This is a genomic window from Natrinema pallidum DSM 3751 (assembly GCF_000337615.1).
GTDB lineage: Archaea > Halobacteriota > Halobacteria > Halobacteriales > Natrialbaceae > Natrinema > Natrinema pallidum.
In genome coordinates, this window is record NZ_AOII01000095.1 from 1 (window position 1) to 26,652 (window position 26,652).

Sequence of the window (26,652 nt, forward strand, 5' to 3'; positions counted from 1 at the left end):
AATTAGCCCTTGCTGAGGGTGCATATCTCCCCGATTGGCCGCCTGCTACGAGACAGTGGCGAAATTTACTGGGGCTAAACACGTACAGAAATACCAAATCGATCCGCTGGAAGTGTGATGAATTGGTTTGAGGGATACTGCTTGATGAGGGGAGAACACTCAATTATTCATGGTATCTATTACCATACGGAATGGCGGCATTCTACCGAGGCGGCGAGGAACGGGTCAACGTCTTTGAGGTCGATGAGAGGTATCTGTTCAAGCATTATTTTGACAACGAGGAGGTGTTCGATCGCCTCAAGCACTACTACAACAACCAGCATTATCGCTTCGAAGTCCCTCCGGACGAATTTACCCAGCTCCGATCGTTCCTCAGTGATCAAGGATACGGGCTAGTCATCATCGATACGATCGAAGAATTCGTCGTCGTGGTGCAAAAATACACGACCCATCCCGACAACATTTTTAAACAGTCCGTGATCCAGCGCAGCGTCAGTAACTACAATTGTTTCTTGCTCACAGACCAAGCAGCGGTCGAACAGGCAACCCGTGACCACGCGACTCGGCTCATTGACACCGACCTAGCCAATCCATTCTAAACGAGAAACAACAGAATCACAGCGTTCGAGGATCCGGCTCAACGATACTGGCAAACGCAACGTTCTGTTGCACCTGTTCGATCTCGACAGTCGGTACCTCACCGGGCTGAGCCTCCGGAACAATCACGACGTACCCACGGTCCACCTTCGCGATGCCATCCCCCTGGTCGCCAACCGCCTCAACCGACACGTCTCGAATTTCACCCTCCTCAACGGGTGGCTCAGGAGAACCGTGTTCACCGACAGCTGAGGAAGATCCTGACGGCGAATCTGAAAGCTGGGACTCGGATCGGGCTGTTGTACCCTCGGCTTCGAGAACGGCGATTCGATACGTCTCACCGGGCTGGATAGCGTCGTGACGCACCTCACTCGTGGGAACCTCGAATGTGTAGCTCTCGTCGTCGGACTCAATAGTCGCAGTGAATACCGAGCGAAGGGTGTCAGGGATATCGACCATCAAGAGAAGATTCAGCATCCGACGCAAATAGTCGTTCCTCACGCCGTCAGTCGGGCGCGTAGGCATCCTCAATATAGTCACGAAGGTCCTCGGGCGTCGTCCACGTGTACGCACGGTCCACCCGCTCCATCGAGAGGAGATAGTGTGCGAACATCCCGTCGTAGGCCGCGTACTGTTCCCTCTCGGTCTCGTAGGTTCGATAAAACGCTCGCGTTCGCTCCCGATAGGTCGGCTGATCGATGTAACCCGCTTCCCACGCGTGCCCGCCCTGGGAGTGTTCGTACACCCCCACGATATGATCCGCGTAGCTGACCAGCAGCTTGAATTTCGAAGTGAAGAACTCCGAGATGTCCAGAATATCGTCCATCAGGAACGCGTCGACCCCGTCATCGGAGTTCGAGGCTGCGGCATCACTCGCGAGTTGGTCGCGAACAGCCTCCAATCGTGTCCGCTCCTCCTCACCGTAGGAACCGAGTACGAAGTAGGACGTGTTGTTGATGAACTGTCCGAGATCCTCGTGCATCGCGGTCTGAATCGCCTCGACCCGTTCGGGTGTGAGCGTCTCGCCCGGCTGGTCACCCAATTTGTCGATGATTGCACGGGTAGCGTCGTCGTTGGTCATACTGGGCACCAGTCACCACCGCCACCTAACGGTACGGAAATCCGACTGGACGTGGAATACGCAAGCACTCTGACCACCACTTCGGAATTCACCGAAATGGTTATCCGACCGGGGGACAAATACTGATACACAATGTCCCGGCCTGACGCCACCCCGCTCACGCCAGCCGAGAACGCGGCTGGCCTCGATCCGATCGCAGCGTTGAGTGTCCTCGACGACACGACCCGCGCGAATATCATCGGGACGATTGTCGGTCACCCGAAAGGCGCGCCCTCGAAGAAGGAACTCGAATACTACAATCCGAGTATCGCAGCGTCAACGCTCACCGACCACCTCATCCGGCTGGAGGAAGTGGGACTGATCGAGGCCATCGAACGAGATCGTGAAGGGCTCGAACGGGGCCAGCCGTACCGGTTCTTTCAGCTCACCGACGCCGCACGCGAGCTGTTCGACCGGAACAACCTCTTCGATCCCGACGCATACCGAGAACTGTTCGCTGAAGTCGAGAAAACAGACGAAATCAAGGGCGCCGAGGGCGTCGAGCGGCCGAACGGCCGGAATTGAAACCACCTTCGGAGCGCACGTATTGCCGGACGGAAAGCTCGACATCCGGAATACTTTGAAAGCGTGATTGGAGCAAAGCCGCCAAGAGAAATTAGTCTCGATTTTGATTCAGGACAAATGAATCGTAACAGAAGGCATGCATCAATTCCATCCTCCGAGGCTGTGTTGAGTTGAGTAAAGAGGATCTCCGAACGTTCAGAGTTAATTATTCGCCAGTCGAACTTCTTCTCGCAGGTTCCAAAGAATCTCGGTCAAATCGGTCGCGTCGTCACGCATCGCTTCGAGGTCGTTATCGGAGACTCCAATTCGGACGGAGTGGGCCTGTGAATTCCCTTGCTCCCTGAATTCTTCAATCCGGTTGACGAGGTCATTGTCTAGCTGTCTTGAGTAGTGATTCAGATTGGAAATCTCGCCCCGAAAATTGCTGCAGAGCCTGCCCAACCCGTGAAACCGTCTGTGACTCGTGTTATAGTACAGGTTAATCCTTACACCGCCGAACTCGGTCCGCAGAACGTCGATAATCAAGTTTTCAAACAGCTTCCTAGTCAGGACGAGGGTACCATCGTTGATGGCGTTCCGGTAGGATCTGTTGATGTTGGTGACGAGTAGTTCATAGTCTTCGTTGTCCACTCGGTCGGTGTCGATGAATCGTCCACCACGGACTCCGTATTGCCCCCACTCTCCTGCTATCCGGCCGAACGTTCGGAAACCTGCGCGGCTGAGAAAGTAGAGGGTGTGCAGCGATTCTTGTGAGACTGTTGTGATGAGTCCCTCTTCATGTAATTCTGCGAAATGTGCTGCTACAGTTGTCTCACTCATTGGGAGCTCGTTGATACTGAACAAGTCCTGTATGTCCTGTACCGCTACGGTGTCTTCTTCACAGTAGGAATGCAGATAGTAGATCGCTAGGCCGACGATATCCCTGTTTGAATCGGCGTTTGTACCGTCGAGAAATTGGCTGAATGAGTACATAGTTCGCTAATATGGGTGTTAGTATCTTGAATCTGTGTAAACGCCGAGAATGGCCGTTTTAGCTGGAGCGCCAACTGAATCCTAAAATCCCTTTCGGGAATCTGCTACTAGTCAATCTGTCTATAAGGGAAATTATTTCTCACCTCGATAGTTACCCACAATCAGTTCAGTAATGACGGGAGAAAGTATCCTTGGACGTCTTATTCCCCAGTTCTGGAGCAGTATCGGGTTCCGTAACAGCATCCGGAACGAGTACAAGCAGATGCGATCCTCTCTCCGCCACGACAATACAATCCAAGTTCCATTCGATTTTCCGGACAGAGGCCATAGGTTAGGCGATAAAGCCGAGGACGTGCACTTGGAGGTTATCCGGGCAATTGAGAAAGCGTCGAGCGATAGTGAGGAAATTTTAGGGAGAACGCAGTCAGTAGAGCATACGATTCCAGAGAACAGGACTGAAGATGTTCAGGCCGAGATTGCGCGAGCGATCAGGGCCATCGATCGACAAAATTGGAAGTCTCGCGGATGGTGGGCCCTGTTCGTTCTTATCCTGTTACTGGTGGTGAGCGCGACGATTATACTGCCCCAGCTGCTCGCCTAAATCCGCCAAAGGTTCATTGCTGGTTCGCTAAGTTAACGCAGCCTTCAGACATCAAATAACACATGACGGACGAACCTGCTGAATTGAGCGGCCTCCCTACGAATGAACCTCTTGCTTTCAAGGATTGGCGTTGGATGCTTCCCTCAGACCGTATGGTAATCCGCCGGTACAAGAGCTTCTGTTACTTTAAAAAGGTCATTGAGGACCAGGAGTTCCGATTCGGACCGGCCATTGATTACCAAGATGACGACCCGTTAGAAGGCCAAGCGACAGAGCCAGTGCGTGAAGATGAGAGACGAGGGAGTGAGCGCATGGCGGAGTCCATCTCACTGTCTGATGGTGAAGAAATCGATTATGCAGGCGGGATGGAAAACTTCCGGCAAGGGTCGCAGGAGCAGTACTTCCTGAATTGCTGGCGTATCGGAACAGACGAGGATCCACGATTTTGGGAGAAATTTACACCGAATGGAGATGGCGTTGCAATCGAGACCACCGTAGGACAGCTCAAACACGCCCTTATGACGGACTTGGAGATGTATATGGGTCTGGTCCGGTATGTCGACCAGCAGCGGCATTTTATCCCCTCAACCCCGCCAGCAAGTTATTTCTACAAGAACACGCCCTTCACGATCGAGAACGAGTTCCGTGCTCTTCTCTACGAAGGCCCAAACCAAGTGATGGATCTGCATGGCCGAGATTGGGACACGCCAGACCACAGTCCACATCATTTCGTTGAAGCGGATCTTAATGAAATTATCAACCGGGTTATCGTTTCACCGGACACAGACGAGGAGTTCCGCGAGCAAGTGCGAGAGGTTCTCGAAACGAATGGCTTTGATATTCCTGTAGATATATCTAGGTTAGCGTGGGATCGAGAACCGGGTGCAGGTCACGTGCTTCACGGAAATGACGACTTCGACGGCGACAAGGAGGCAATCGATTCACAACTCACAGAAGAACTCCATGCCACCGATTGGTTCATCTGGGACGTCGTCGACGTCGTGGAAATCTGCCCTCCCAAGGCACCCACGGAAATTCCACTTCCCTTTGCCCATTTCGAGGTCTATCGATACACTGGAACACCGCCAGACCCAGAAACCTATGGCCAAGGTCACCTGAACTATGTGACTGAAGTCCACCGATTTGAGCAGGAAGGGCCAGTCGAACTCGAGTACGACTGATTCATGGGTCAGAGTATTCAGTTGACCGTCGACACATTTAGAACTCTGACAAGAGGCCTGCATCTCTACCGGTGATTCAGCGACCACCTCAGTTCTACATACTTGTTAATCTTAAGAATAAGGTTAAGTTCACCTCTGGCGTCATAAGAGATGACGTTCGCGGCGAATCTTTCCCTTCTTGACAGTGATGGTTTCAACGCTTGGCGCAAGGTCGCTGGTCAGTCGTTCTGTTGCACCACCACAGAACGCGGAGCAGCCATTCAAAGTCTTCTCAGCGTTCGTATGAAGATGGCCGATAGCAAGCCCGTCAATCGAAATCGTGCTCTCTTTGAGTACTTCCTGAAGGTGACAATCAGGGTTCGGGCTCCCCGTAAGCGGTGCGACCGACTGATGCATACAGAGGAGGGTCACAACTCCGTTTGGTGGGCGTTCGAATCCGAGTTGACCACTATCCCATGATTTCTGATGGTCAACGCCGTAGAGTGCCACGGCATCACCGATCACAACGGGCCGGGAGCGGAGGTGCGTGGCTAACCCTGCATCACTGAACTGTTCCAGGAAGACACGTCCTGTCTTCCCTGCATGATTGCCGTAGATGTAATAGAAGGGAATCTCGGCGTTCGCCAGATCGGTGAGTGCATCATGGCACGCCTCTTCAATTTCATCTGAAATTCCGTTCTTCGTATCGTTGTGGAAGACGTCACCGGTATGGATGACGGCATCGACCCGCTGTTCGATTGCAATGTCAATCGCGGCGTTGAATCCAGCGACTGTATCGATCTGCCAGGAATTGTTCTTATATCCGCCTGTCTCCTTCCCCAAGTGGGTATCGGTCAGATAGAGCAGCTTTGCGCGGCGTTCGTTCGGTCGAACGCCTTTGTGTTCGATTTCAAGTTTGCTCGTCCCGTGGAGTTCTCGGCCAGCTGGCCATACCTCCCCATATGCAGAATGAAGTTTGTACCAGTGTCCTTCCTGCCAGTGGTAGTCCCGTCCATTCTTGCTTTTCGTCCAGACAGTAAACGTAAATTGCGTCCCGTCGACGTCTTCCACGGTCATCTCAAACGCACGTCTTGAACCTACTCCCGATCTGGAGGACACCACCTTGACCGTAATGTCGAGATGCTGCTTTTTTCGAATATCAGCATAGACGTTCTCCATAGTGACTGCCTGTTCCTCTGCTATCACTGATTAATAGTTTTATCACGTAGCCTCGAAGGTCGGGATATGTCGTTGACTGATACCGCTGCTGGCGCTCTTCTTGGGCTTGCGTGCGGTGATTCGCTCGGACGGCCGGTCGAATTTCAATCCTCACAACAGATTGCGCAGAAGCATGGAACGGTCACAGAGATGCTGGCCAACGGAACCCACAATCAGCCAGCAGGAACGATCACGGACGATACCGAGATGGCACTCTGTATCGCTCGGAGCCTCGACGAGCATCGAGCGGTCAGGCCCGACGATGTCGCTGAGCGCTTCGTCGCGTGGTACGACAGCGGCCCGTTCGACATCGGCCTGATGACCAGCGATGCGCTCCAGAAAATCAAACACGACGGCTCCTGGCGCGACGCCGGCCAGCAGGTCTGGGAGTCGCGTCCGGAAGGCAGCAACGCCGGGAATGGAAGCGTCATGCGCTGTGCGCCGTACGCGCTCGCGTTTCGAGACGATTGGGACACGCTTGCGCGCGTCAGCAGACTCTCCTCGTCGATTACGCACGCTGATCCGCGCTGCACGTACGGGTGCGCCGTGCTGAACCTCACTCTGGCGGGTGTCCTGGCCGAGCGAGAGACGCCACTCGAAGACGCATTGGCCCACGTCGAGGCGGATGCACCGGCGGAGCTCCTCGCTGCGTTACGACCGATTCCAGACGACACCAGTCTTGACTCCCTCCGCGCAAGTGGCTACGTCATCCATACCCTCCAAGCGGCGCTGTATCATGGACTTACTGCGGACACCGCGGAGGACGCGATTGTTTCTGCAGTCAACATGGGAGACGATACGGATACCGTCGGTGCAGTGACTGGTGCGATTGCAGGCGTGCGGTTCGGAGCCAGCGAACTCCCTGAGCGGTGGCTGGCAGAACTCGCGTGTAAGAATGAACTCGCCACCCTCGGGTCGACACTAGCAACGACGGAGTTCGCGGTCGACGACGATCTCATTCGCTAGCCCTCTCTCGAATGGTCGTCCGCTTGGCAGTCCTCAATTGCTAAGATTAAGATTAAGCTTTAGTTTAACCGGCATTTTGCGGGCGTCTGTTGAAAAGCACCATATGAGTGGATGGACAAAACGCCGTATCGAATGTATCGTCTTGGACATTATGGCGTCGCCCTCCTGGCGTACGCGCCCATCGCGTTCATCCTGCTCGTTCTCGGATTCCGCGAACTGGCGATTGCCGGCGGAGTCGGCGCGGTGGTACTCGCGATGGTCCCGGATTACGATCAGCGAGTGCCCGGAATCACACACCGCGGGCCCACCCATACGGTCTGGTTCGCCGTCCTCGTCGGCATCGTCCTCGGGGTTGGTGGTGGCCTCGTGGGGAGTCCGCAAGGTGTTCTCGCGGCGGCTGGACTCGCTGTCTTTGCGTTTCTCGTCGGCACAGTCGTAACTCTCTCCCACATCGCGGCAGATGCCCTCACGCCAGCTGGCGTTCGGCCATTCACTCCCATCCGGACTCGGCGGTACACCTACAACCTCACGAAGGCAAAGAATCCGATCGCTAACTATGGACTCCTCGGATTGGGAGTGCTCGTGAGCGCTCTGGTGCTCGTGGTCGGCTCCGGTCTCGGCGAGTACCTGAGCCAACTCTAACGTCTTCTAAGCGTTCTGTACGAGATGGCAACCCAGAGACGGGAGAAGAGACGTTACTGTTCTCGATTCACTGACGAACCCAGGATTCGAACTCGCCGCGATGGCACGTCTCCCTATTTTGCTGATGTTGCGATCCGGACCTCGGGAGGCGTCCATCCGGTCGTGGGATACGCCCGGCCTTAATTTCGATGTCGACGCGACGCAGATGTTTACAGCCGCCCTCGGGTTTGCGTTGTTGCCAGTCGAGACACGTACACGATTTGCTAATCACGTCGACATCGTAGATGTTCCCCGATGCAGCGTGGAGCTCGTACACACCGCCTTTCTCCAGTAGCGACACGTCCATCTCCTCCTCGCAGGCTCGTCGCGTCCGCGGGGCTAGCTCGTCGTCTGACGGCTCTGCTGAGACCGTGTCCGGGTTTGATTCGACGAGAGACTGCGTGTCCCTGGGTTCGACCCACCCGCCATCTGGAGAGAGGGCGGCGTCATCAGGTTCGATTTGTCGAGCGAGCAGATCCTCGATGGGATGGTTGTAGGGGAAGAGAAAATGTACTTCGTGCCGACCGCGATGATCGTACGAGCCACAGGGGTCAGCCGGGCCGTCCCAGACTCGCCACGCGCCCAGCGCCGTCATTACCTCCAGGACCTGTCTCGGCATCTCGTCCTGGTCCGTCTGCTCATAGAACACGCGGAACCGGGTACAGTGCTCTTGGGGACCGACGTCGGTCCACCACTCGACCTCATCACTCCACTGATCGAACATCGCCGCGTCATTCCCGTATCCGACTGTGAGCCCTGGAACGCGAGGTTCGCCCGTATGCGTGTCGTCGGCGTTGTTTTCCAGCACCCGGAACACCGCGAATCGAAGGTGTTCGTGAAGGGGCTGGTCGGCACTATAACCAACTTGCGGATGGCTCTCGATCGTCTGTCGCGCCTCGTCGAGGAGTAACTCGAGGGTATGTTCAGTCATGTTTATCCCGTTCTGGCCGACGCACGATCTCGCGCGCCGCCGCCCCTCAGGGGCGCAATAGAAACTCACTGCGACGCGATCAGTTAGTTGTCGACGTGGTTCTCCAGCCTACCCGTCGATCATTTCAATAAGATCTTCCACCGTGCTGCTAATTCGCCCAAGTCGATCTTGAATCACGTCCGGCTCATCACCTTGCCACGCGGCCAAGTAGAACGCGGACCCGCTCGTATCTAACTCGAAATACCGCCCGACGATGTACGCGACTGCCTCGGCCTCAACCTCGCGCTTTGATCGCTCGGTCTCGTCGGTTACGTCTGCGTGGAGTAGGGCGTGAGCGAACTCGTGGATGAGTGTCACGGCGAGGTCGGCCTGATTTTCGCGCGCTTTCGCCTCGACGACGGGTTGGAGATCACGCTTACTCCGGTACTTACAGACGCCCTTTGCGTCGCCATGCTTCCACTCGGCAGCGTCGACGATGCAAACCGTCACGCCGAGTTCATCCGCTGCGTCGGTGAGTGCGGGCACCAGGTCGTCGGCGTCCCCCGTTGCCTCGGTTTCCAGTTCGGGGATCGGCTCACCCTCGGTCTGGGACACGTCGAAGACAGACGTGGGTTTGAAGCCGACTAGCCCTTTCGACCACTCGTCCGGCGACGTTTCGTCGTATTCACAGTCACTTTGCTCGTGGTAGCTAGGCGAGTTCTCGCACTTGGGACACTGCTTGGTAATGATCGGGGCCCAAATCCAGATGGCTGACTCGCCTTCCTGGACGTGCCGGTCGAACTCATTCCGCCAGGTGTTGTAGCCGGCGACCTTCGTCGCCTCGGGACACTGGAGATTGATGAGGAGCGTGTTTCGATGGGAATAGTCGTGGAAGCGACTCTGGACGTCGAGCCACTCCTGGAACTCCTCGCTGGCCTGCGCATCGTCAACGTGGTCGACGAGCTCGTCGATCCACGCTTCGATGGTACTGTGCATCTCGTCGTGTCGGGCGTCGGTCTCCTCGAACGAGACCGACGAGTCACTGGTCGTAGCCATAATGTTCACCGAATCGAGTTCACGGCGATTGCGTCAGTTCAGGACGCGCCGCACCCCTTGGGGGGCGCATAAAAACCCGCGGCGGCGGTCACCGGAGGGTTGCTTTCTCGTCAGCGAAGCCGACCGCCACGAGGTACTCGAGGAATTCGTCGAACTGTTCCACGTCGCTGGGGGTGTCGGTCGCGAGGTGTCGCGCCCACTCGATAGCCCATCGGAACGCAGGGTCGGTCCCGCCCTTCCCGTGGATGTACCACCACCGGGCGGCCTTCAGCACGACGAGCGGATTCGTCGGCGGCTGCTCGCCGGCAAGCCCACGAGTGATTGACCGAATCTCCTCGGGTACCTCGTCGGGGGTAACCTCACCGGATTGCGTGTTCGCGATATTGACCGGAATCGCATCGATCGAGACGTCGTTCGCACTCTGTTGTTGACTCACGAAGGTCACCTGTGTGAAGGCTCTCTATGGAGCCCTCGCCCTCTCCGGGCGCGAAAAAACCGCTCGTGGCGTCACGCTGGCGGGAGGTACACGCTCTGCTCGCCGGCGATCTCCTCGAGATTGTTCCGGTGTCGGTGTGCGAAATAGCAGTCATAACTGCAGTATCCACAGATCTCGCCCGTATCGTACTCCGCAATGTAGGGGCTGCGCCGGGTCATCCAGACGTTTGCGCCACATTCAGTACAGGTGGCGCTGTCGAGATCGGTCGGTGACGGTCCCTCGTACTCGATTTGGATGCCGTTCTCCTGCGGTGTCGACTCAGGCCAGACGCCGTGTGCCTGCCAGAACTCCCGAATACGACCGAGGCTATGCCGGACAGTTTTGCGAACTGTAACGTGGTCAGCGTCGCGACCGCTATCGTCCCAGCCATCAGCTGACCAGAACTCGCCGAACTGTGCCCCGCGATGGAGGCCGTTCCAATCGATTCCGACGATGTCAGCCGGTGGTTCACCCGTGAGGGTCGGTCGGGTCAGTTGCTGGATGACGTCAAGCTGTTTGGGTGGACTCCCACCGAGGATATGAACGCGCTGGCCACGCCAGTCAGTCGGCTCGGAGAACTCGTGGGCCAAACGGTCGGCGTACCCGCGCGAATAGCCGAGGATGAGATCGTCGGGAATCGTGTGAATCACCTCTCGACACTTGGGAACGATAACGAGTTCTGCATCGGGATAGCTCGCCTGGATTTCGCGAGCCGCGGCCACGTACTCGTCGACGTCGTCGGGCTCGTATGCATCCCCAATCACGCCGACTCGGGGCTCGTGTTCGAAAAATCGGGAGACGTACCGATCCAAATCGGGATTCCGAAAATCGTTATCGAGCATCCCGACGGGGATATCCAAGTGCTGAAACTGAGTCTGCTGATAACTACAATCTTCCCGAAAGCCGGGAAGGAAGCCGAGCTTCAAGGCATCCAACGCAAACGGAGCGCGATGCAGGAACGCCACGACGTCGGCTTGTCTGGCAGCTGCAATCTCTCGCGCAGTGCTGCTGCTGGTGCTGATATCAAGCGACATGAGTAGGGCCTGGCGCGACCGTCTCTGGCCGCCCCGCACCCTTTCCGGGGGGAGAAAAAACGACCGGCGGTCAGCTGTTAACCAACGAGCGTGCCAGATCCCCGGTTCCGTTGGTTAATCGTCTGAACGAACCTCGAGGTGGTCCAATACTCCCAAGATTACTCGTCGCTGTGATAGCGTCGGCGTACCTGCTCCGGATTCGGCACCCACGGATGGGCCTCCCAGCAATGGAGCGCGTGGTTCCGTGCCGAATCGAACCGTGACTCACATGACCCGCACTCGTAGGTTGCCTCGGGCCAGTGTTCCGTGACGAACATCGCCGTCACCGTCGACCTGACTGGGTCTGGTGCGGCCGCCCGCCGGACGTACTCGTAGCCGATTACCGTCCGTCGACGGAGTGCCGACTGAGCCAACCGCTCCGGCCTGTCTTCCGGGAGATACACCCAGCGCACGAACGCATCTTCCGACGCTTTCGCCGACGGTTGGAGAATGAACCACCGGTCGTACTCGTCGCGGAAGAGATACCGTTCAGTTCCCCGATTCTGGAGATAGAACGGATCACCACGACCGGGAATCAGCCGAAGGCCGACGGTCGACGAGATGGCGTTGAGAAGTCGTTCTTCGAGCGCAAGCAAGCCGGATTCACGGGACGACCTGCCGGTCACGAAGTCGTCAAGGGTTGCATTCTGAGTCACGGCGACCACCGCTCGAACGTCGCCTGCGTTCGGTCACGACCGGTGGATATCTCACACAGGAACCGCCATTTCGGCTTTTCACGAATTGGTTTGTCTGGTCGATTCCCCGCTTGCCCCGGTTCCGTCTTCCCCGTACAGTGCCATCCCTTGTCCCGGAGCGCTTTCAGCATCGACCCATCGAAATCGGCGCGGACGAACGTCAGGAGGAGTCGAATCCCGCGCCGGCGAGCTTCTCGCCGAATAAACTGCTCCATCGACCGTGCGAGCGCTGCCGACGCGAGGTTGGGGAAGTCGACGCCGATACAGATGCGAGCTGCCTCCACGATCTCGTCGCCCTCGTACCGTGTCTCATCGTGTTCGAGCGAGCGAATGAGTGGATGCCGCCACGTTATCGCGCCCATGAGCTGTCCCTGATAGCAGAGGCCGTGATGAACCAAGTTGGTGAGCGGGACGTCGTCCATGTAGGAGTGGTGCGCTTCGTAGATCGCGCCAGCGACATGCCGGGGGATCGCCTCGATATACACGCGCTCGGCGAACCCGAGGCCGAGCGGCGCCGTGATCGGCTCGCCGTCGCGATGGATCGGACAGTCACACCCGCCTGCTGTCCGCGTAAAGTGAAACCCGGTACGACCAGCCGTCTCACCGTCCTGGACGCTGGTCACGATTCGTCGCGACCCGCCGTGTCTGCGTCTTTCTCTTCTGTTCCTCCCTGCTCGCGCTCATGTCGGTCGTTGTATCGCTTGAGTTCCCGGCCGATCTGCACTAAGGCCTCAACCGCGCGTTCGATGAGCTGGTAAGTGGTTCGTGAAAGTCGAAGATTCTCCATCAGGCATCCCCCTCCTCCGGCTCGACGAGGTCGTTGCTCTCAGCGACGAGTTCCTGAATAGCGGGCGCAGGGTCATTCTCGACCGGGAGCGTTCGCACGTCGAGCGGAGCGGGATACGCTCGGTCACCCTGAGCGCAGAGCAGAATGAGCCACTCCTCGCTCCCGTCGCCGAGAACGACGTAGTGGTCGATGTCCCGGCGTTGGAAGACCGTCTGGTCTGACCGGCTCACGGCGCTCCAATTCGCCGGCAGCGATGGCGACGGTTCCCCACCATCTGGTGTGAGGGGATGGTTGTCCTGGAACTCGGCACGTGCAGCTTCAATGTCGTCGCCGGTGAGATGCCAGCAGTCAGCCGGTCCTTCGCACGCTAGCTGGCTCACCATCGCGTTGCGGAACTGGATGTAGTGCTGGTGGGCGACGCTCTCGTCGTCGTAGTAGTCGAGCAGGATCGCGCAGGCGAGTTGCGCCGGACCGCTCCCGGTGTAGCCCCAGTCGAATCCTGATGGGCTATGTCGTGCGAGCTCGAGGCTTCGGTCGGGGGAGAGGCGCTCGTGCTCTGTAAGCTTCAGCACCACCGGCGTTCCGTCGACGCGCATGCCCACGTACTCGACGTGGTCTGCGTTTGCTTGGCATCGCTCACTATCATCCTGTACTGCCGCTCGTGGGTGGTTGGTCGAATCCGTCTTCATCGGTCGAACGCGGGTCTTCGGATTCCCCGCAACCCTCTTGGGGGTCGAAAAACCCTGCCGGACGAGCACCCTCGAGGAGAATAGTGATTTTCCACGGACCATTCAGTGGATGTAGAAGAAACAGTCGGATTCCGTGAGTGCTAAACTCGTATTCACCTGTCGGCTCCCCATCGTTGTCTGCTCTATCCGTCGGCAATCAGCGCTCGGCGCCGTAGATGATCGCTGAGCGGCTTTCGTAGCCGCACTCTCGACATTCGAACCACCGTTGGACTTTCGCACCGTCAGCACTCTTCTGGCCGACGACGACGTCGTCGTTCGGACACTCTGGACAGGGTAACTCAGGGTGGGGTCGCTTTCGGAGTTCATCGCGAAGCGAGGTAGCTTCCTTCGTCTCGAATCCGCGCGACCACACCGGGTAGCCGTCGACGAGGATCGCGGCACGCCACTTGTGGATATACGAGTCCGGCGCTCGGTGAAACACCGCGTGCGCGTTGGTCTCTGTGTTGCGATACGCTAGCTTCGGGGTACGGCTCTCACGCGTCCAATTTGTAATTCGTGGCATGGGTACTGATGCCCCCGCGTTCGGGAGGCTCGCAGTCGCTTGATTCGGGGATTGACTAGTCTCGCGAGTTGATATCTCGCTTCTCACCATCACTTAACCAACACAGCCAGTCGAACGAACTAGCTGTTGGTTAATCCCCGAAGAGACAGCGATCGGATGCATCGTCGCCGGCGAGCGTCTGCTGATCCTCGGTAGTATCGGCGAAGAGGTTCGACTGATCACTCTCGGACGATTGTTCTACCTCCGGACGGTCGTCGACGCCGAACTCACTCGCCTCGGGCCGATCGAGCCGTGAATCACGGTCGCGGTGGTCCACGTCCGCACCGAAGTCCTCGAGGGAGGTTTCGACGCTCGTCTCAGTCACTTCGAGCTGGCCATCGTCTCCGAACGCGGTCTGCTGTTGAATCTCGATTTCCGGTCGATTGCTCATGTGAATTGAGCCTCCACCCAATGGAGGCTCCGAAAAACTTCCACGAGAGCCGTCTCAGCCCTCTTCTTTGCGGAGTTCGCTGGCTCGGTGTTCGAGACGCCGGAGAATCTGGACCCGATTCTGGTGGGTGTTCTCGTAGGCAACGCAGGCCCGCAGCGTCTCCATGTCGTGAATCGTCACGATGCCGGCGTTGAGAAGTCCCGTATTCGATGGTTCGAGACGCTGTTCCGGTGATAGGTCGCTCGATACCGTGGATTGCTCTGAGGAGTTGCTCAATGAGTGTCGCCTCCGCTCCTGCTGAGGCGACGAAAAAACAGCGCCGGACTGAGAATGTCAGAGAGTAGTTTGTGCATCCTCGTTTCGCGTCGTGTGGCGAATAGGCTGAACGCTCAGTACAGGGAATCTCCGTTACGGTGTACAGAAAGTCTATACCACGACGACACGTTCCTCGTACTATGGACGCGCAATTGGAATGGGCGTTTATGATGGTCATTATAGTCCTTTTCCTTGGATACACGCTCTACACCGGAGTCAACCTCATAACCTTCCTCAGTGACTACCTCCGCTCTTGACGGATGGCTACCTCGAAGTTCGCACACACATTGAACAGATAGTTCAGTTAAAACGAGTCGAAATTTGTGGCCTGCCAAATCGTTCTGTGAGACCCGCTAGACTGCTTACTCGTCTTCTTCCTCGGGTTGGATTTGGCGGGCGTCCTCGGCGAGTTTGTGAACGTACGCTCGAAGGATCTCCATGTCCTCTCGGGCGTCTTCGAGCGTTTTCGCTTTCACCTTGGCTTTGATCTGGTCTTCATCTCGTGTCCCGGTTCCGCGCTTGAGCTTCACGGTCAGCGAGACACCGACGTCGCTGCGTTCGACGTATTCCGTTGGTGACGGCCGCTCACTGTTCTCTATCGATTCGACATCCGCACGAGACGGCTGGGTGTGTTCCGACATATGTTACTCTCAGTGATCGGTGTTCAGATGGACGGTGCGGCCGCTTCGTCGGATGTCTCGCGAAGGACTGCGTCGATGTCACTGCCGGTGAGTCGCCAGCGCCCGCCGGGACCAGTGCAATCCAACTGGCTTACGACCTGGTTTTTGAACTCCGTGTATTGCGCTAGCGCAACCTCCTCGTCGTCGGAGTAATCGAGCAGGAGCGCGAGCGCGAGTTGTGCCGGGCCACTGCCCCCGTATCCCCATTCGAAGCCAGAGGGACTGTGACTCGCCAACTCGAGACTCCGATTTGGAGTGAGCCGTTCCTGACCGGGCTGTTTCTCCACGATGGCGCGGCCTCGCTGTCGATAGCCGACGTAGACGACGTCACGGTCACTTCTCGGGCGTGTCTGTTCGACTGATTGTGAGTCGATAGTTCCACTCATCGTTCTATTCGAGGTGTGCTCGTTCGAGCACCCCCGCACCCCTCAGGGGGCGAAAAAACGCTCTGCGGTCACTGCACCACGGAGCAGCTGGCCGGTTTGTTCCCTCAGAAGTGGATGTCCGCCGGCACAATCCAGAGATCGTCACTCTCGTCGAGAATTCGCTCCAACTGGCCTCGATGCCGGATGCCGCTGCCATGTTCGTCATACAGGCAGACCGAAGGCCCGTCGTACGCACCGACCTGGTGGAATGCGTGCCGGGCGAGATCCGCATCGCGCATGATCTCCTCGTCGCTGTGTTCGTCGAGTGCCTCCTTCACCCGGTCGAGATTCCGCTGAAACTCCTCTTTCGTGGCTTCCCAGCCGCGTTCGAGCAGCTCCTCGCCCTCATCGGATTCCACAGAAGCTGCAACCGGGAGATCACCCCAACGGGCCGTTCCAGCGACCGTCGTGTCCTCCTCGTCAAAGCACACGTAGTAATCGAAGACAGCACCTGCGTGTGGCACGGCGCCGACGAGTCGATCGAACACCGTCTTTCCGGTGGCAAGTGCGTCATCTCGTGTCGATGCCTCAACTAGCGTGTAAATGACCATGTGCATCGGTTGTCACCTCGGTCTGCCGACGCACGCGACTCCGCTCCGCGTCACTGCTTGGTGCGCCGGCACCCATCGCCGGCGCTCGATAAACACCGCCGGAATACGCGCTCGCTAGGCGTCGTCTCGTTCCGACCCAGTGATCTCCTCGACGGTGATCGTCAGGTCACCGGTTTCGTAGTCGGCGTCGAAATCGACCGCGAACGCCGCCGATTCGTACGCTGCGTGGTAGGCGCGGTGGAGTGCGAGTGTTCCAGTCGCTTTGAAGTGGAAGAACGCGGCTGCCGTGTACGGTTTGCTCGCGGTTTCGATCTGCGATTCGACCGATGCTTGCAGCGCGATTTGCGGCGTATCGGTGTCGATCCCGGCGGCAAAGGCCCGAGCTTCGTCGACGCTCGCTTGCGAATGCTCGGGCGTCTCGCCAGTAAGAACATTCACCGGGGTCTCTGTCTCCTCGGTGAACAGGACGTCTTCGAACGTCTGCGTACCGAGGATTGCCTCGGGGCCTAGCTCACAGTCCTCGAACGAGTCGTCAGTAGATTGCTCGGACATGGTATCACGAAGCCCCACGTGGGGGCTCAGTCCGTCAGCCCCCGATAAACGACTCCTCTTCACCTGCCAAGGGATGATCACCAGTTATTCGCCGATCGGGTCGAGTCCGGTCAGATCGGCGTGAAGGACCTCACCATTGCGGATGACGTACCGCTTGGCGAGGACCGGAAATCGACACTTCGTATACCCGGCCGTCTGGATGTCGAGTTCCTGGTCGCCATCGATGTACTCCGCGAGCTGCCGGAGGAACTCGTGGGTCACGATCCCACCGTCATAATCGGGGAGACCGTTCTCACGCGCTTCGTACACCTCGAAATCGTCGTAGCCCCAGATGATGAGTTCGCCCTCCTCGTCTACCTCCCAGTTGAGGGTCCCGAAGCAATAGCTCTCACAGAGCTGACGGACTGCTTGTGCGTCCGATACGATCGCGCCGGTCGACGTCGTCGCTGCATGGAGTGTTGCCATAGGTTGTGCTCGGGGGCGTTCTCCTGCCCCTCACCCTTCAGGGGATTACAAACTCTTCCTCTACGGTGAATCTGGAAGAAGCGCCGCTCGACGGTTTGTGTAGTCAGGACTCTATCTGGATATTGGCCTCTTCCGTGGCAGCTGGTCGGGTGAGGAGACTCACTTGCTCCAGGAGCGTCATCGCTGCGTTGATTCGCTCTTGGTCGGCGGGATCCAACTGGTTGACGTCAATATTGTTGAGAGTGCTGAGTGCGCGATGCAGCCGGTACCCAGGTGTATCTCGTGGGTCCATGTGTGCGCCTCCGCCGATTTACGGTGCAGAAAAACATCGTCGGGGAGTCAGCAGAGCATCTCCGGGCTGGTTTATAATTAACCAACAAATACGGGTATGTACCCTCTTTTCGTTGGTTAATTGGTTAGCGCTCACTACTACGTCGAATCCCCATCGTTTCCCGGCCTATCTCGAAGCAGATCACGCTGTGTCCGGGATATTTGTACTGATGAATGGTATCGACTGCTATGCCAAGTAATGATGAGCCGGTGCAACACTGTACGTTGGCTGAAGCGGCGGATCTTCGAACAGCGCTTGAGGCGGCCGCAATCGAATATCTCGACGTCGACGAATACCGAACGATCGTAATCTATCAGCAAGCGATTTTCATGGTTATTGCCACGGAGGGGCAGGCAATGGCGGCGTGGGAGTTCGACGTCGAACTCTGGAAGGAACCTCCAGACAATACTACTCGTGATCTGGATGATCTCCTTGCTGGATTCATTGACGAACTGGTGGCAACGACTGAGACGACCCGTCGTTGAAAGTCCGAAACGGGTCTGATGTCGGAAGGCTCTCGAGAGTGACGCTGGCCCAACTTTTCTATCGGGAGATACCGTAGAGAGGCCTACCGATGGGACAGGCACCGACCATAACCGAGGCAGCCATCCGGAACCTCGCACGATCGCAGTCATACGATCGGGGCGAGGACTACTACAATCGAGGTGCCGTCCGCGAGATCACGCGCCGTGACAACCGTCTGGAAGCAGCGGTCGAAGGCAGTCAGTACGAGCCCTATCAGGTGCAGATCGAACTCGATGAGACCGGTGTCATCGACACGTTGTGCTCGTGCCCATACGATCATGGTGGCATCTGTAAGCATCGTGTGGCCGTTCTCCTGACGTACATCCGTGATCCCGACGAAATCAGCCAGCGCCCACCCGTCTCCAAACTGGTCGCCGATACAAATCCAGAGGAACTCCGAGACCTACTCGTTGCCCTCGTCGAGCGTCGTCCCGACCTCGCAGAGTGGGTCGAGTCCCGACTCGAGACAGCCCAGTCAGAGGATACAGCCGACGACTCCCACGACCAGAGTCCAGACATCAACCGAGACTCGATTCGACGGCAAGTTCAGTATGTCCTCCAGCCCCCAAACGAGCGTGGCGATCAAACCCACGATCCGTATGCGGCAGTCGAAACCGACGTCAAGGAGCTTGGGGAACTGCTCGATCAAGCGTGGGCTGCCATCGAAGCTGGCGACGGTGAGACGGCACTGGCTGTCCTCGATCCACTCGCAGATGAGCTGATGGACTGCGAGTGGCTCGCGCTCTCGTACGACGATTCACAGGCCATCTTCGAGTTTTTCGACGAGGTCGACACCGCCTTGGCCGAAGCGCTGCTTACAGCCGACCTTGCTGACGAAAAGCGCGATGACTGGGAGGCAAGACTCCGAACCTGGGAGAACGAGATGAGTGGCTATACCGACCGACCACCGTACAGCGTCGCCCTTGCGGTTATCCAGCGTGGCTGGGACTTCGAACCGATCCAGCGGGCGATGAAGCCCGGAAGCAGCGATGCGGACCTCTGGAAGGGTGATCGGCCCTGGTATGCCGAGGATTACATCAGGGCCCACCTCAACGTTCTCGAACGCCAGGACCGCATCGACGAGTACCTGAATCTGGCGGCGGCCGCCGACCTGATCGACGCATACGTCACGATGCTCGTCGCGGAGGACCGTATCGACGAGGCGATCAAGTACGGCCAGCAGTACCTGCACTCGCCCGACAACGCACTCACGCTGGCCAGAGCACTCCGGGAACACGACCAACCGCAGGCAGCACTAGAGATAGCCCAGCACGGCTTGATCCTGGATGGCAGCGGGAAGGCAGAACTGGCCGAGTGGCTCCGCGACCGAGCCAGCAGTATGGACGAACACGACGTCGCGCTGGAGGCAGCCGTCGCCGTGTTCGAAGCCGCACCCACGCTTGCGGCCTACCAGGCGACAGAGGACCTCGCCGGCGAGGACTGGCCGACCGTTCGTGTGGAGATACTGGAGGCACTCGCGGACCGAGACACGACCCAACGGAGTGCACAACGACATGTCGAGATCTTCCTGTACGCGGAGCGGTACGAGAAGGCCATCGCCATCGCAGACCGTTTTTCGGACGACACGGTGGTCGAGCCAGTCGCCGACACCGTCTGGGACGAGTGCCCGCAGTGGACGATCGACGCCTGCAAGGCACAGGCCGAACCCATCATCGAGGAGGGGCAATCACAGCGGTATCGCTACGCCGTGGACTGGCTGGAGACCGCCGGAATGGCGGCCGACGCTGCGGGCGAACTCGACGAATGGCGGACCTACGTACAGGACCTCCGGGATGAACACTATCAAAAGTATAAGCTCCGGCCGATGTTGGATGAGTTGCTCGAGGAACTTGAAGATCAATCGCACAACGAAGACCATGACTGACACAGATACCACAGACCGATTTGTCATCGAAGTCAGCCAAGTGGGTACTGTCGACCACATCGTCGACCTCGAAGCAGACTCAGCGGACAGATCGCCGTACGCACCTCGACGGGACTTACCGGGCGAGAAGCTGTGTGACCGGAGTACGCGCTCACCCGCAAGCGAGTATATCGAACTACGGGACTACGCTGACTGGAAAGGTTTCGACAAGGCAGCGTTCGACGGTGATGCACCCGACGAGGTGTGCTCGTATTGCTGGGCAGATGTCGTAGCGGAAGCTGAACGAGGGGAACAGCACAAACGCGACGACGTCGACGAGCGTATCGGGTCTGTCGGGTATCATCTCCGATGGAAGCAGAAGGGTCGTGCCCGCGGGGAGTGGTACGACATCGTCGTCCGACCCGAGACGACGATAGCGGAACTCGACTCACTTGTCTGTCGGTTCACGACGCTCGATGACCTCCATCTTCGGATGTACGGGCTCGAAGACGAGTACATCGACTCGACACTCACTATCATCCCCGATCAGCAGTTCACCGAGATTGGCGACCCTTCATACACGAAAGCAAGCGAGATGACGATTACTGATGTCGCCGAGCGTGCGACGCTCTGGGACGGCGACAGACTCAGCATGGTCTACGATTTCGGGACGCCCTCACACTACTACTGCATCGTCAAGGAGGTGTACGAACCAGACGAAATCGAGAGGCTACTCGACGAACGTGAACCGATCGCAGCGACCGAGACAGCCGCCATCATCGGCGAAAAACGACCCTAACACGAGCCACGAACGGCCAGTTGCCCCGCTGTTTTTCACCGTGCTCCTCGAACTCGCAGTCAATGGCCGACTGCCCGTACTGTGAGCAATCCTTCGCTGATGAATCCGACATTCGCAAGCATCTCTATGAAGACCATGAGTACGATGATCTCGGTCGGATCGACACCAAGCGGGTTGACCAGTACGTCGACGAACATGACCTCAAAGAGAGTGCCGACGATGAGACCCGCGAGCAGCAGGTCACGGGTGAAGCGGAACGCACGGCCCCAGCCACCGATCGCCATTCGGGTGAGCGATGGGAGTTACAGGACGTACAGGCGCTATCGACGGCGGAAATCACGGACACGCTTGCCGAACACGGTATCGACACGACCGAAGCGTCGTTCCGTGACCGCGCGGCCGGAGTAAACTCCGCGATGACACTCGCCGAGCAGTGGGAGGCCGACTACGATGTCGACGCATCGGGGTACGATCGGGACTTCATTTGGATGGCTTCCGAAGTGCTCTGGAGCCGGTGGGCACCCGACCTCCCCTATCGGGAACGGATCTACGACCTGGTACAGGAAGGTCGGGAACTCCGTGAGAAGGGGAACGACGCCGAGGCCTGCCAGCGGTGGCTGACTGCCTGGGAAACCATCGTCGCCGTGACGCCGGACGACATCACGACGATCGAGACGGCTAACGATCACCTTCCGAACGTGCTCGCGCTCGAAGCGTTCCTGCGGTCGGTCGACAGCGACCTCGCCACCCTGGCAGCGGACGATCCAGCCTATCACGAGCGCCGTCTCGAATTCTGTCGGGAGGTCTGTACCCAGTTTCCGGACGCACCCGACGAGTTACTCCTTGACTTCCGCCACTTCGTCGCTGACTCGCTGACAGAACTGGGACGACTGACCGAGAGCAGGAGCGAACTCGAGGCACTCATTGAGGACTATCCTGAGGATCCCTGGGCGTACAAGAAACTCGCGGATAGCTACTGGCACGATGAATCGAACGAGCCATCGGTCAGGGAGTTGGAGCGTGCTGCCGAACTGTACCAGCAGGCATTGGACGCCGAGAACCCCCTAGAAAAGCCGTCAACTGTCTCCAATCGACTCGACGACATCGAACGCCGACTAGCTGATATGGACACGTCCGAGACGCAAGAGAAATAAGCAGTCTCTATCGACGGGTTTCACACGGTGAGCGACCCATACACGACATCACACAACTCTACCCAACGAATTAACCAACAACGAACAGCTTTATCACGCGTTCGTTGGTTACCCTCGTCCAGCGACGCAGATCCGTTCTGCGGGCGGAATTGAGCGCCTCCTGGATTGGTCGGCAAGTGGTTTCGGCCGCCCCGAGCATCTTGAGGCCGGGATGAGTACTAGTGGGCATGACGCGGGCCGAGAAAGACGAAGAACGGGAAGAGCGCATCAAGATGCGGATCATCGTCGATACCTACAGCCCTGAGGAGCAGGCGTGGGGATGGTCCGCCTATCTGGCCGATACGATGGACTTCCCGTTCGAAGCGCGCTGTGTCACCGAGCGAGAGGAGTCACCCCTAGAGGAAGGCGAAACAATACGCGTGGTCGGAATGTCCCCGACAGATCCGACTCTCAGCCAGATGTTCGTGACGATTGAGTGGATGGATAGGGAGCTTGGCGTGCCGCTAAAGCAACTGGAGCCTGTCGAAGCCAGCGGTAACACAGAACAAGCGATCGCAGACTGGCAGTACTGGCTCGACCGCTGACAACCGTGCTCCGTAATGATAGAATCTCGTTTTAACCGCAGCAGTATAGTCGCCACGCAGACGAAACCGCGTGACTAATCCACTCCTCCCGTGTAGGAGTTGGAAATGAAGGTCCGGTACTACGCAGACCCCGACGTACGAAATTGGCACGAGCATGCAGTTGAACTCTTACGAACGATCTACGACGATCACAACATCGATGTCGAGATCGACTGCGTTGAGCAGCGATACGGCCTCATCACGAATTTCCCCGGAAATGTTCGTCATACGACACCACAGGATGTGTACGAGCGCGATCTCAAGAGCAACCATGAGTTGATCGACGCGATCGACCAGCGGCCGTCAAAGGCCTACAAGCGGAGCGGGAAACTCGACATCGCTGGCAATGTTGCAATTGTCGCTGATGAGGGGACAGTTCGGTGGGCTTCGACGCTTCCGGGCTATACCGATGGCTATGGACCTGACGCTGGATCACAGGCCGCAATGGACTTCCTCGAGGACATCGCCATCTCCCCGAGCAATCGAGTGTGTGTCGAGTGTCTCCATCTACTGGACGGCGACGAACGCTTCTGTCCGAACTGTGGTTGCGAACTTCCGTAGAGCGGTGAGTGTGGTTAGTATTCCTGGGCTGTTCAGTATATCTTCGCGGTTACATCGGTCTTTCTCCCGCACTGTCTAGTTGAGCGAAATCAAGAGATAGCGTAAGGACTTTCGGCCAGAAGTCATTCGATTAGCGGTGATGCGAGAGTTCACATGAACGAGAATCCCGCCGAGAGGCGTTCTACTGGTTGAATCGAATTTCATATCAAAAATATAGTAGAAAAGTCCACTCGCGAGATTACGAGAAGAAACTCTCTACGATGGATTTTCGTCCGTCTGACTCAACTAGACAGTGCCCTTTCTCCGGTACCATATAGATAATTATCATTCTAATCTGATAGTCTGCTCAACAGGGATCGCAGACATACAGAGACACGCCTCAACGGAACCCGAGGAACCCACATATTGAATCCGGTCGAGGACCTCTGTCTCGACACTGAATGCAAGTCGAATTCGACGACGGGACGCTCCTGCTCCGTGATGCCCCCGACGATGTCCCCTGTGCGGAGTGGGACGACCGCGTCGACGAGTACCGAACGCAAGCGTATCGATATCGATCTCTCCTCGAATGGGCGGGCGCTTGGGAGGACGGAAACGACCAGGCAACGCTTCAGGACAGCTTCGCTCACGCGCTCGAAGACGCCGCGCGGGCCTATCCTGCTCTCGACCTCACGCCAGCGCTCCACATCGAACCGCGTGACTACCAGCAGGCCGCCCTCGACGCCTGGGTTGACCACGACCGGCGAGGGAGTGTCGTGCTCCCCACGGGCAGCGGGAAGACGTTTCTCGGGCTGCAGGCGATCGCCGACGCCGGCGTCAGCACGCTCGTCGTGACGCCGACGATCGATCTGATGAACCAGTGGCACGCCACGCTCACCAACGCCTTCGGCGATCAACTCCCTGAGCCGGTCGGCGTCCTCGGTGGGGGCAGCCACGACGTCACCGCGATCACCGTCACTACCTACGACAGCGCGTACCGCTACATCAACGAGTACGGCGACCAGTTCGGCCTGCTCGTCGTCGACGAGGAACACCACCTGCCAGCTCCGACCTACCAGCAAATCCCCGAAATGACGATTGCTCCGTACCGCCTCGGGCTGACTGCTACCTACGAACGTCCTGACGGCAAGCACGAACTCCTAGAGGACCTCATTGGCCCGGTCGTCTACCGCGAGGACGTCGACGAACTCGCCGGCGAGTATCTCAGCGAGTACGAGACGATCCACATGTCGGTCGACCTCACGGCCGAGGAACGCTCGAAATACGACGAAGAGTACCAGATCTATCGCGACTACGTCGACAGCCACGAGTTCGACCTCTGGAAAGAGGAGGGCTACGCAGAGTTCCTCAAGCGCACCTCCTACGACCCACAAGGCCGTCGGGCACTCATCGCCAAGCAACGCGCCGAACGGATCGCTCGTACAGCGGAAAAGAAACTCGACACGCTCGACAACCTCATCAAACGCCATCACGACGACCGTGCCATCATCTTCACCGCGAACAACGACTTCGCCTACGAGATCTCCCAGGAGTTCGTCGTCCCCTGTATCACCCACCAAACCAAAACTGACGAACGCACCGAGATCCTTGAGCGATTTCGAACTGGGGAGTACGCGATGCTCGCTACCTCCCAGGTCCTCGACGAGGGCATCGATGTCCCGGCGGCAAACGTGGGTATCATCCTCTCAGGGAGCGCCTCGAAACGCCAGTACGCGCAGCGACTCGGGCGCATCCTGCGGCCCACCGATGACCGCCAGCCGGCACGGCTCTACGAGATTATCACGGACGACACGATGGAGACGTACGTCTCACAGCGCCGCCGTGAGGGGGTGAGTGCGTAGTGCTGACCGCGAATCTCGCACGGTCACGCACGACCGACAAGGAAATCAGGCCGTTGTTCATCGACCCGACTGATGGGCGCTATCGTGAGACGGCGGGAGAGCTCATCCAGCTGTTCGAGAGCCATCTCGATGAGCCGAAAGGCGACCTCGAAGACGCAATTGACGAGCTGACTGTCGCGGATACCGACTACAAAATCGTCCAGGGACTCGCGAAGCTTCTGAAAGACGAGTGCGAGTTCGAGGTCGTCGCCTCGGTCAACCCCCACGATATCCGCCAACGACTGTTCGAGAAAGCCAACGCGCGGTATCCCATCGTGCGTCAGCCCACCCTCGGCGAGGATACACAGAAATTGGAGGTGTACAGCACAGTGGCCGACGAGTTAGGGATCTCACTCGAAGAGTGCTATCGCGGAATGTACGCCGACCTGGAGGACAACAAGCGGCTTGTTCGGATCGGGACGCGAACCGCCGACCAGTACGCGACTGGTGGCGACTCGTCGACGTCGACGACCGCGTTGACCGGGAGCAGCGACGAGGAGTACGAACACACGGATCTCACCGCGGACTGGCTGTTGACGCGGTACAATCTGGCGCTTGCCCAGGCGGTCTTCTACGACGCCATCGAGATGTGGATTCGCGTCTGGGATCACTTCGGGACGGTGTTCAGCTACGTGAAGCTGTTCGGGTTGATGCATCGGATCTATCCGATCGACGCCAACGGTGAACGCGTCGCGAGTACCGACCAGGCTGCCGGCTATGAGGCTGTCCTGGACGGCCCGGCGTCGCTGTTCTCGAAATCACAGAAGTATGGAATCCGGATGGCGAATTTCCTGCCAGCGTTGCCGCTCTGTGACCGCTGGGAGATGACTGCCGAGATTCTCGTCGACGAGACGACCGACGAGACGCGAGCGTTCACGCTCGACCACACCGAGAACCTCGATTCGCACTACAGCGCCGGGAATAAGTTCGATAGCGATGTCGAGCGGACGCTCGCCCAGAAGTGGGAGCGCTCGAATACGGAATGGGAACTCGTCCGTGAGGATGACATCTTCGATCTCGGTGCCGAAGTGATGATTCCTGACTTCGCGATTGAACATCCTGACGGGCGACGGGTAATCCTCGAGATCGTCGGATTCTGGACGCCCGAATATCTCGAATCGAAGCTAGCGAAGATTCGAAAAGTGGAGGCCGACAATTTCGTGTTGGCTGTGTCGGAGCGACTGGATTGTGCGAGTGAGGAGTTCGGACGGACAGCCGATCGAGTCCTCTGGTTCAAAACCGGGATTCACGTCTATGACGTCGTCGACCTGGCCGAGACAGTTGCTGTCTCGTCTGAGCCACCGTCTGGTTCCGAGTAGGGCGGTTCGGTGACTGGGCGACCGATGCCTTGCACCGTGCCGCTGGATTTGATTGCGAACTCACTCGTAACGAGGGGTGTTCACTGGCAAT

The 26,652-nt window shown here is 57.9% G+C and carries 34 protein-coding genes; 13 read left to right on the forward strand and 21 right to left on the reverse strand.

The window, feature by feature from the left end:
* Nucleotides 1-191: 191 nt before the first annotated feature.
* A complete protein-coding gene (locus tag C487_RS16400; protein ID WP_006186944.1) occupies nucleotides 192-599 on the forward strand; it encodes a hypothetical protein in 408 nt (135 codons plus the stop codon).
* 16 nt (nucleotides 600-615) lie between these two features.
* On the opposite strand, the gene C487_RS16405 is transcribed toward C487_RS16400, so the two are convergent.
* Both C487_RS16405 and C487_RS16410 read right to left on the reverse strand, forming a co-directional pair.
* Complete coding sequence (locus C487_RS16405; protein ID WP_006186945.1) at nucleotides 616-1,056, reverse strand: TRAM domain-containing protein; 441 nt, start codon at nucleotides 1,054-1,056, stop codon at nucleotides 616-618.
* Between the two features lie 46 nt (nucleotides 1,057-1,102).
* The gene (locus tag C487_RS16410) at nucleotides 1,103-1,678 is read right to left on the reverse strand and encodes a hypothetical protein (protein WP_006186946.1); all 576 of its coding nucleotides are present in this window, start codon (nucleotides 1,676-1,678) and stop codon (nucleotides 1,103-1,105) included.
* Between the two features lie 132 nt (nucleotides 1,679-1,810).
* Here C487_RS16410 and C487_RS16415 point away from each other — a divergent pair, with 132 nt between their 5' ends.
* Nucleotides 1,811-2,242, forward strand: a complete 432-nt coding sequence (locus tag C487_RS16415) for a helix-turn-helix domain-containing protein (RefSeq protein WP_006186947.1) — start codon at nucleotides 1,811-1,813, stop codon at nucleotides 2,240-2,242.
* A gap of 201 nt (nucleotides 2,243-2,443) precedes the next feature.
* Here C487_RS16415 and C487_RS16420 read toward each other — a convergent pair whose 3' ends face one another.
* On the reverse strand, nucleotides 2,444-3,214 hold the full coding sequence (locus C487_RS16420) for a hypothetical protein (RefSeq protein ID WP_006186948.1): 771 nt from the start codon (nucleotides 3,212-3,214) through the stop codon (nucleotides 2,444-2,446).
* Nucleotides 3,215-3,877: 663 nt separating this feature from the next.
* On the opposite strand from C487_RS16420, the gene C487_RS16430 reads away from it, so the two are divergent.
* The gene (locus C487_RS16430; RefSeq protein ID WP_006186950.1) at nucleotides 3,878-4,996 is read left to right on the forward strand and encodes a hypothetical protein; all 1,119 of its coding nucleotides are present in this window, start codon (nucleotides 3,878-3,880) and stop codon (nucleotides 4,994-4,996) included.
* A gap of 141 nt (nucleotides 4,997-5,137) precedes the next feature.
* On the opposite strand, the gene C487_RS16435 is transcribed toward C487_RS16430, so the two are convergent.
* Nucleotides 5,138-6,154, reverse strand: coding sequence for a metallophosphoesterase (locus tag C487_RS16435; RefSeq protein WP_206538386.1), 1,017 nt, complete (start codon nucleotides 6,152-6,154; stop codon nucleotides 5,138-5,140).
* Between the two features lie 66 nt (nucleotides 6,155-6,220).
* On the opposite strand from C487_RS16435, the gene C487_RS16440 reads away from it, so the two are divergent.
* A complete protein-coding gene (locus C487_RS16440) occupies nucleotides 6,221-7,159 on the forward strand; it encodes an ADP-ribosylglycohydrolase family protein (protein ID WP_049908220.1) in 939 nt (312 codons plus the stop codon).
* Between the two features lie 132 nt (nucleotides 7,160-7,291).
* On the forward strand, nucleotides 7,292-7,801 hold the full coding sequence (locus C487_RS16445) for a metal-dependent hydrolase (RefSeq protein ID WP_006186953.1): 510 nt from the start codon (nucleotides 7,292-7,294) through the stop codon (nucleotides 7,799-7,801).
* Between the two features lie 67 nt (nucleotides 7,802-7,868).
* Here the strand turns inward: C487_RS16445 and C487_RS16450 are convergent, their stop codons facing one another.
* The 17 genes from C487_RS16450 to C487_RS21600 all read right to left on the reverse strand — a co-directional run bounded on the left by C487_RS16450 (nucleotide 7,869) and on the right by C487_RS21600 (nucleotide 17,797).
* Entirely contained in the window at nucleotides 7,869-8,771 is a 903-nt protein-coding gene (locus tag C487_RS16450; RefSeq protein ID WP_006186954.1) for a hypothetical protein, read from the reverse strand.
* Between the two features lie 108 nt (nucleotides 8,772-8,879).
* Entirely contained in the window at nucleotides 8,880-9,806 is a 927-nt protein-coding gene (locus C487_RS16455; RefSeq protein ID WP_006186955.1) for an ImmA/IrrE family metallo-endopeptidase, read from the reverse strand.
* Nucleotides 9,807-9,894: 88 nt separating this feature from the next.
* Nucleotides 9,895-10,242 (reverse strand): hypothetical protein, encoded by a 348-nt coding sequence (locus C487_RS16460; protein ID WP_006186956.1) that lies wholly within the window; start codon nucleotides 10,240-10,242, stop codon nucleotides 9,895-9,897.
* Nucleotides 10,243-10,313: 71 nt separating this feature from the next.
* Nucleotides 10,314-11,315, reverse strand: coding sequence for a DUF6610 family protein (locus tag C487_RS16465; protein WP_006186957.1), 1,002 nt, complete (start codon nucleotides 11,313-11,315; stop codon nucleotides 10,314-10,316).
* Nucleotides 11,316-11,473: 158 nt separating this feature from the next.
* Complete coding sequence (locus tag C487_RS16470) at nucleotides 11,474-12,010, reverse strand: hypothetical protein (RefSeq protein WP_049908228.1); 537 nt, start codon at nucleotides 12,008-12,010, stop codon at nucleotides 11,474-11,476.
* A complete protein-coding gene (locus C487_RS16475; RefSeq protein ID WP_006186959.1) occupies nucleotides 12,007-12,672 on the reverse strand; it encodes a hypothetical protein in 666 nt (221 codons plus the stop codon). Before C487_RS16475 ends, C487_RS16470 begins: the two co-directional genes overlap by 4 nt.
* Entirely contained in the window at nucleotides 12,669-12,836 is a 168-nt protein-coding gene (locus C487_RS21125) for a hypothetical protein (RefSeq protein WP_006186960.1), read from the reverse strand. Before C487_RS21125 ends, C487_RS16475 begins: the two co-directional genes overlap by 4 nt.
* Nucleotides 12,836-13,525 carry a DUF6166 domain-containing protein gene (locus C487_RS16480; protein ID WP_049908221.1) on the reverse strand — a complete coding sequence of 230 codons (690 nt, stop codon included), beginning with the start codon at nucleotides 13,523-13,525 and terminating at the stop codon, nucleotides 12,836-12,838. The genes C487_RS21125 and C487_RS16480 overlap by 1 nt, the downstream gene beginning before the upstream one ends.
* A gap of 196 nt (nucleotides 13,526-13,721) precedes the next feature.
* The gene (locus C487_RS21595; protein ID WP_006186962.1) at nucleotides 13,722-14,087 is read right to left on the reverse strand and encodes a DUF7568 family protein; all 366 of its coding nucleotides are present in this window, start codon (nucleotides 14,085-14,087) and stop codon (nucleotides 13,722-13,724) included.
* A gap of 130 nt (nucleotides 14,088-14,217) precedes the next feature.
* Entirely contained in the window at nucleotides 14,218-14,517 is a 300-nt protein-coding gene (locus C487_RS16490) for a hypothetical protein (RefSeq protein WP_006186963.1), read from the reverse strand.
* 54 nt (nucleotides 14,518-14,571) lie between these two features.
* Nucleotides 14,572-14,793 (reverse strand): hypothetical protein, encoded by a 222-nt coding sequence (locus C487_RS16495; RefSeq protein WP_006186964.1) that lies wholly within the window; start codon nucleotides 14,791-14,793, stop codon nucleotides 14,572-14,574.
* A 401-nt stretch (nucleotides 14,794-15,194) separates the two neighbouring features.
* Nucleotides 15,195-15,473, reverse strand: a complete 279-nt coding sequence (locus C487_RS16500) for a DUF7389 domain-containing protein (protein ID WP_006186965.1) — start codon at nucleotides 15,471-15,473, stop codon at nucleotides 15,195-15,197.
* Between the two features lie 23 nt (nucleotides 15,474-15,496).
* Complete coding sequence (locus C487_RS16505) at nucleotides 15,497-15,898, reverse strand: DUF6166 domain-containing protein (RefSeq protein ID WP_006186966.1); 402 nt, start codon at nucleotides 15,896-15,898, stop codon at nucleotides 15,497-15,499.
* A 104-nt stretch (nucleotides 15,899-16,002) separates the two neighbouring features.
* On the reverse strand, nucleotides 16,003-16,494 hold the full coding sequence (locus C487_RS16510) for a hypothetical protein (protein WP_006186967.1): 492 nt from the start codon (nucleotides 16,492-16,494) through the stop codon (nucleotides 16,003-16,005).
* 108 nt (nucleotides 16,495-16,602) lie between these two features.
* Nucleotides 16,603-17,040 (reverse strand): hypothetical protein, encoded by a 438-nt coding sequence (locus C487_RS16515; RefSeq protein WP_006186968.1) that lies wholly within the window; start codon nucleotides 17,038-17,040, stop codon nucleotides 16,603-16,605.
* A gap of 84 nt (nucleotides 17,041-17,124) precedes the next feature.
* Nucleotides 17,125-17,505, reverse strand: coding sequence for a hypothetical protein (locus tag C487_RS16520; RefSeq protein WP_006186969.1), 381 nt, complete (start codon nucleotides 17,503-17,505; stop codon nucleotides 17,125-17,127).
* A gap of 103 nt (nucleotides 17,506-17,608) precedes the next feature.
* The gene (locus C487_RS21600) at nucleotides 17,609-17,797 is read right to left on the reverse strand and encodes a hypothetical protein (RefSeq protein ID WP_006186970.1); all 189 of its coding nucleotides are present in this window, start codon (nucleotides 17,795-17,797) and stop codon (nucleotides 17,609-17,611) included.
* A gap of 227 nt (nucleotides 17,798-18,024) precedes the next feature.
* On the opposite strand from C487_RS21600, the gene C487_RS16530 reads away from it, so the two are divergent.
* From C487_RS16530 to C487_RS16565, 8 genes are all read left to right on the forward strand, one after another.
* A complete protein-coding gene (locus tag C487_RS16530; protein WP_006186971.1) occupies nucleotides 18,025-18,321 on the forward strand; it encodes a hypothetical protein in 297 nt (98 codons plus the stop codon).
* 89 nt (nucleotides 18,322-18,410) lie between these two features.
* Complete coding sequence (locus tag C487_RS16535) at nucleotides 18,411-20,246, forward strand: SWIM zinc finger family protein (protein ID WP_006186972.1); 1,836 nt, start codon at nucleotides 18,411-18,413, stop codon at nucleotides 20,244-20,246.
* Complete coding sequence (locus C487_RS16540; RefSeq protein WP_049908222.1) at nucleotides 20,239-21,024, forward strand: hypothetical protein; 786 nt, start codon at nucleotides 20,239-20,241, stop codon at nucleotides 21,022-21,024. Before C487_RS16535 ends, C487_RS16540 begins: the two co-directional genes overlap by 8 nt.
* A 62-nt stretch (nucleotides 21,025-21,086) precedes the next feature.
* Nucleotides 21,087-22,178, forward strand: coding sequence for a tetratricopeptide repeat protein (locus C487_RS16545; protein WP_006186974.1), 1,092 nt, complete (start codon nucleotides 21,087-21,089; stop codon nucleotides 22,176-22,178).
* Between the two features lie 227 nt (nucleotides 22,179-22,405).
* Nucleotides 22,406-22,762: a calcium-binding protein gene (locus tag C487_RS16550; protein ID WP_006186975.1), complete on the forward strand. Its 357-nt coding sequence runs from the start codon at nucleotides 22,406-22,408 to the stop codon at nucleotides 22,760-22,762.
* A 105-nt stretch (nucleotides 22,763-22,867) separates the two neighbouring features.
* Nucleotides 22,868-23,362, forward strand: coding sequence for a hypothetical protein (locus C487_RS16555; RefSeq protein ID WP_006186976.1), 495 nt, complete (start codon nucleotides 22,868-22,870; stop codon nucleotides 23,360-23,362).
* A gap of 440 nt (nucleotides 23,363-23,802) precedes the next feature.
* Nucleotides 23,803-25,203: a DEAD/DEAH box helicase family protein gene (locus tag C487_RS16560; protein ID WP_006186977.1), complete on the forward strand. Its 1,401-nt coding sequence runs from the start codon at nucleotides 23,803-23,805 to the stop codon at nucleotides 25,201-25,203.
* A complete protein-coding gene (locus tag C487_RS16565; RefSeq protein ID WP_006186978.1) occupies nucleotides 25,203-26,561 on the forward strand; it encodes a DUF790 family protein in 1,359 nt (452 codons plus the stop codon). The genes C487_RS16560 and C487_RS16565 overlap by 1 nt, the downstream gene beginning before the upstream one ends.
* The last annotated feature ends 91 nt before the right edge of the window (nucleotides 26,562-26,652 follow it).

Excerpts from the sequence above, each read along its gene's own strand:
- C487_RS16500 (WP_006186965.1), bottom strand. The coding sequence starts at position 15,473 with ATGTCGGAACACACCCAGCCGTCTCGTGCGGATGTCGAATCGATAGAG.
- C487_RS16445 (WP_006186953.1), top strand. The coding sequence starts at position 7,292 with ATGTATCGTCTTGGACATTATGGCGTCGCCCTCCTGGCGTACGCGCCC.
- C487_RS16480 (WP_049908221.1), bottom strand. The coding sequence starts at position 13,525 with ATGAAGACGGATTCGACCAACCACCCACGAGCGGCAGTACAGGATGAT.
- C487_RS16555 (WP_006186976.1), top strand. The coding sequence starts at position 22,868 with ATGAAGGTCCGGTACTACGCAGACCCCGACGTACGAAATTGGCACGAG.
- C487_RS16420 (WP_006186948.1), bottom strand. The coding sequence starts at position 3,214 with ATGTACTCATTCAGCCAATTTCTCGACGGTACAAACGCCGATTCAAAC.
- C487_RS16455 (WP_006186955.1), bottom strand. The coding sequence starts at position 9,806 with ATGGCTACGACCAGTGACTCGTCGGTCTCGTTCGAGGAGACCGACGCC.
- C487_RS16400 (WP_006186944.1), top strand. The coding sequence starts at position 192 with ATGGCGGCATTCTACCGAGGCGGCGAGGAACGGGTCAACGTCTTTGAG.
- C487_RS16450 (WP_006186954.1), bottom strand. The coding sequence starts at position 8,771 with ATGACTGAACATACCCTCGAGTTACTCCTCGACGAGGCGCGACAGACG.
- C487_RS16415 (WP_006186947.1), top strand. The coding sequence starts at position 1,811 with ATGTCCCGGCCTGACGCCACCCCGCTCACGCCAGCCGAGAACGCGGCT.
- C487_RS16440 (WP_049908220.1), top strand. The coding sequence starts at position 6,221 with ATGTCGTTGACTGATACCGCTGCTGGCGCTCTTCTTGGGCTTGCGTGC.
- C487_RS21125 (WP_006186960.1), bottom strand. The coding sequence starts at position 12,836 with ATGGAGAATCTTCGACTTTCACGAACCACTTACCAGCTCATCGAACGC.
- C487_RS16435 (WP_206538386.1), bottom strand. The coding sequence starts at position 6,154 with ATGGAGAACGTCTATGCTGATATTCGAAAAAAGCAGCATCTCGACATT.
- C487_RS16465 (WP_006186957.1), bottom strand. The coding sequence starts at position 11,315 with ATGTCGCTTGATATCAGCACCAGCAGCAGCACTGCGCGAGAGATTGCA.
- C487_RS16515 (WP_006186968.1), bottom strand. The coding sequence starts at position 17,040 with ATGTCCGAGCAATCTACTGACGACTCGTTCGAGGACTGTGAGCTAGGC.
- C487_RS16560 (WP_006186977.1), top strand. The coding sequence starts at position 23,803 with ATGCAAGTCGAATTCGACGACGGGACGCTCCTGCTCCGTGATGCCCCC.
- C487_RS16490 (WP_006186963.1), bottom strand. The coding sequence starts at position 14,517 with ATGAGCAATCGACCGGAAATCGAGATTCAACAGCAGACCGCGTTCGGA.
- C487_RS16540 (WP_049908222.1), top strand. The coding sequence starts at position 20,239 with ATGACTGACACAGATACCACAGACCGATTTGTCATCGAAGTCAGCCAA.
- C487_RS16545 (WP_006186974.1), top strand. The coding sequence starts at position 21,087 with ATGGCCGACTGCCCGTACTGTGAGCAATCCTTCGCTGATGAATCCGAC.
- C487_RS21595 (WP_006186962.1), bottom strand. The coding sequence starts at position 14,087 with ATGCCACGAATTACAAATTGGACGCGTGAGAGCCGTACCCCGAAGCTA.
- C487_RS16530 (WP_006186971.1), top strand. The coding sequence starts at position 18,025 with ATGCCAAGTAATGATGAGCCGGTGCAACACTGTACGTTGGCTGAAGCG.
- C487_RS16535 (WP_006186972.1), top strand. The coding sequence starts at position 18,411 with ATGGGACAGGCACCGACCATAACCGAGGCAGCCATCCGGAACCTCGCA.
- C487_RS16520 (WP_006186969.1), bottom strand. The coding sequence starts at position 17,505 with ATGGCAACACTCCATGCAGCGACGACGTCGACCGGCGCGATCGTATCG.
- C487_RS16410 (WP_006186946.1), bottom strand. The coding sequence starts at position 1,678 with ATGACCAACGACGACGCTACCCGTGCAATCATCGACAAATTGGGTGAC.
- C487_RS16505 (WP_006186966.1), bottom strand. The coding sequence starts at position 15,898 with ATGAGTGGAACTATCGACTCACAATCAGTCGAACAGACACGCCCGAGA.
- C487_RS16430 (WP_006186950.1), top strand. The coding sequence starts at position 3,878 with ATGACGGACGAACCTGCTGAATTGAGCGGCCTCCCTACGAATGAACCT.
- C487_RS21600 (WP_006186970.1), bottom strand. The coding sequence starts at position 17,797 with ATGGACCCACGAGATACACCTGGGTACCGGCTGCATCGCGCACTCAGC.
- C487_RS16405 (WP_006186945.1), bottom strand. The coding sequence starts at position 1,056 with ATGGTCGATATCCCTGACACCCTTCGCTCGGTATTCACTGCGACTATT.
- C487_RS16510 (WP_006186967.1), bottom strand. The coding sequence starts at position 16,494 with ATGCACATGGTCATTTACACGCTAGTTGAGGCATCGACACGAGATGAC.
- C487_RS16550 (WP_006186975.1), top strand. The coding sequence starts at position 22,406 with ATGACGCGGGCCGAGAAAGACGAAGAACGGGAAGAGCGCATCAAGATG.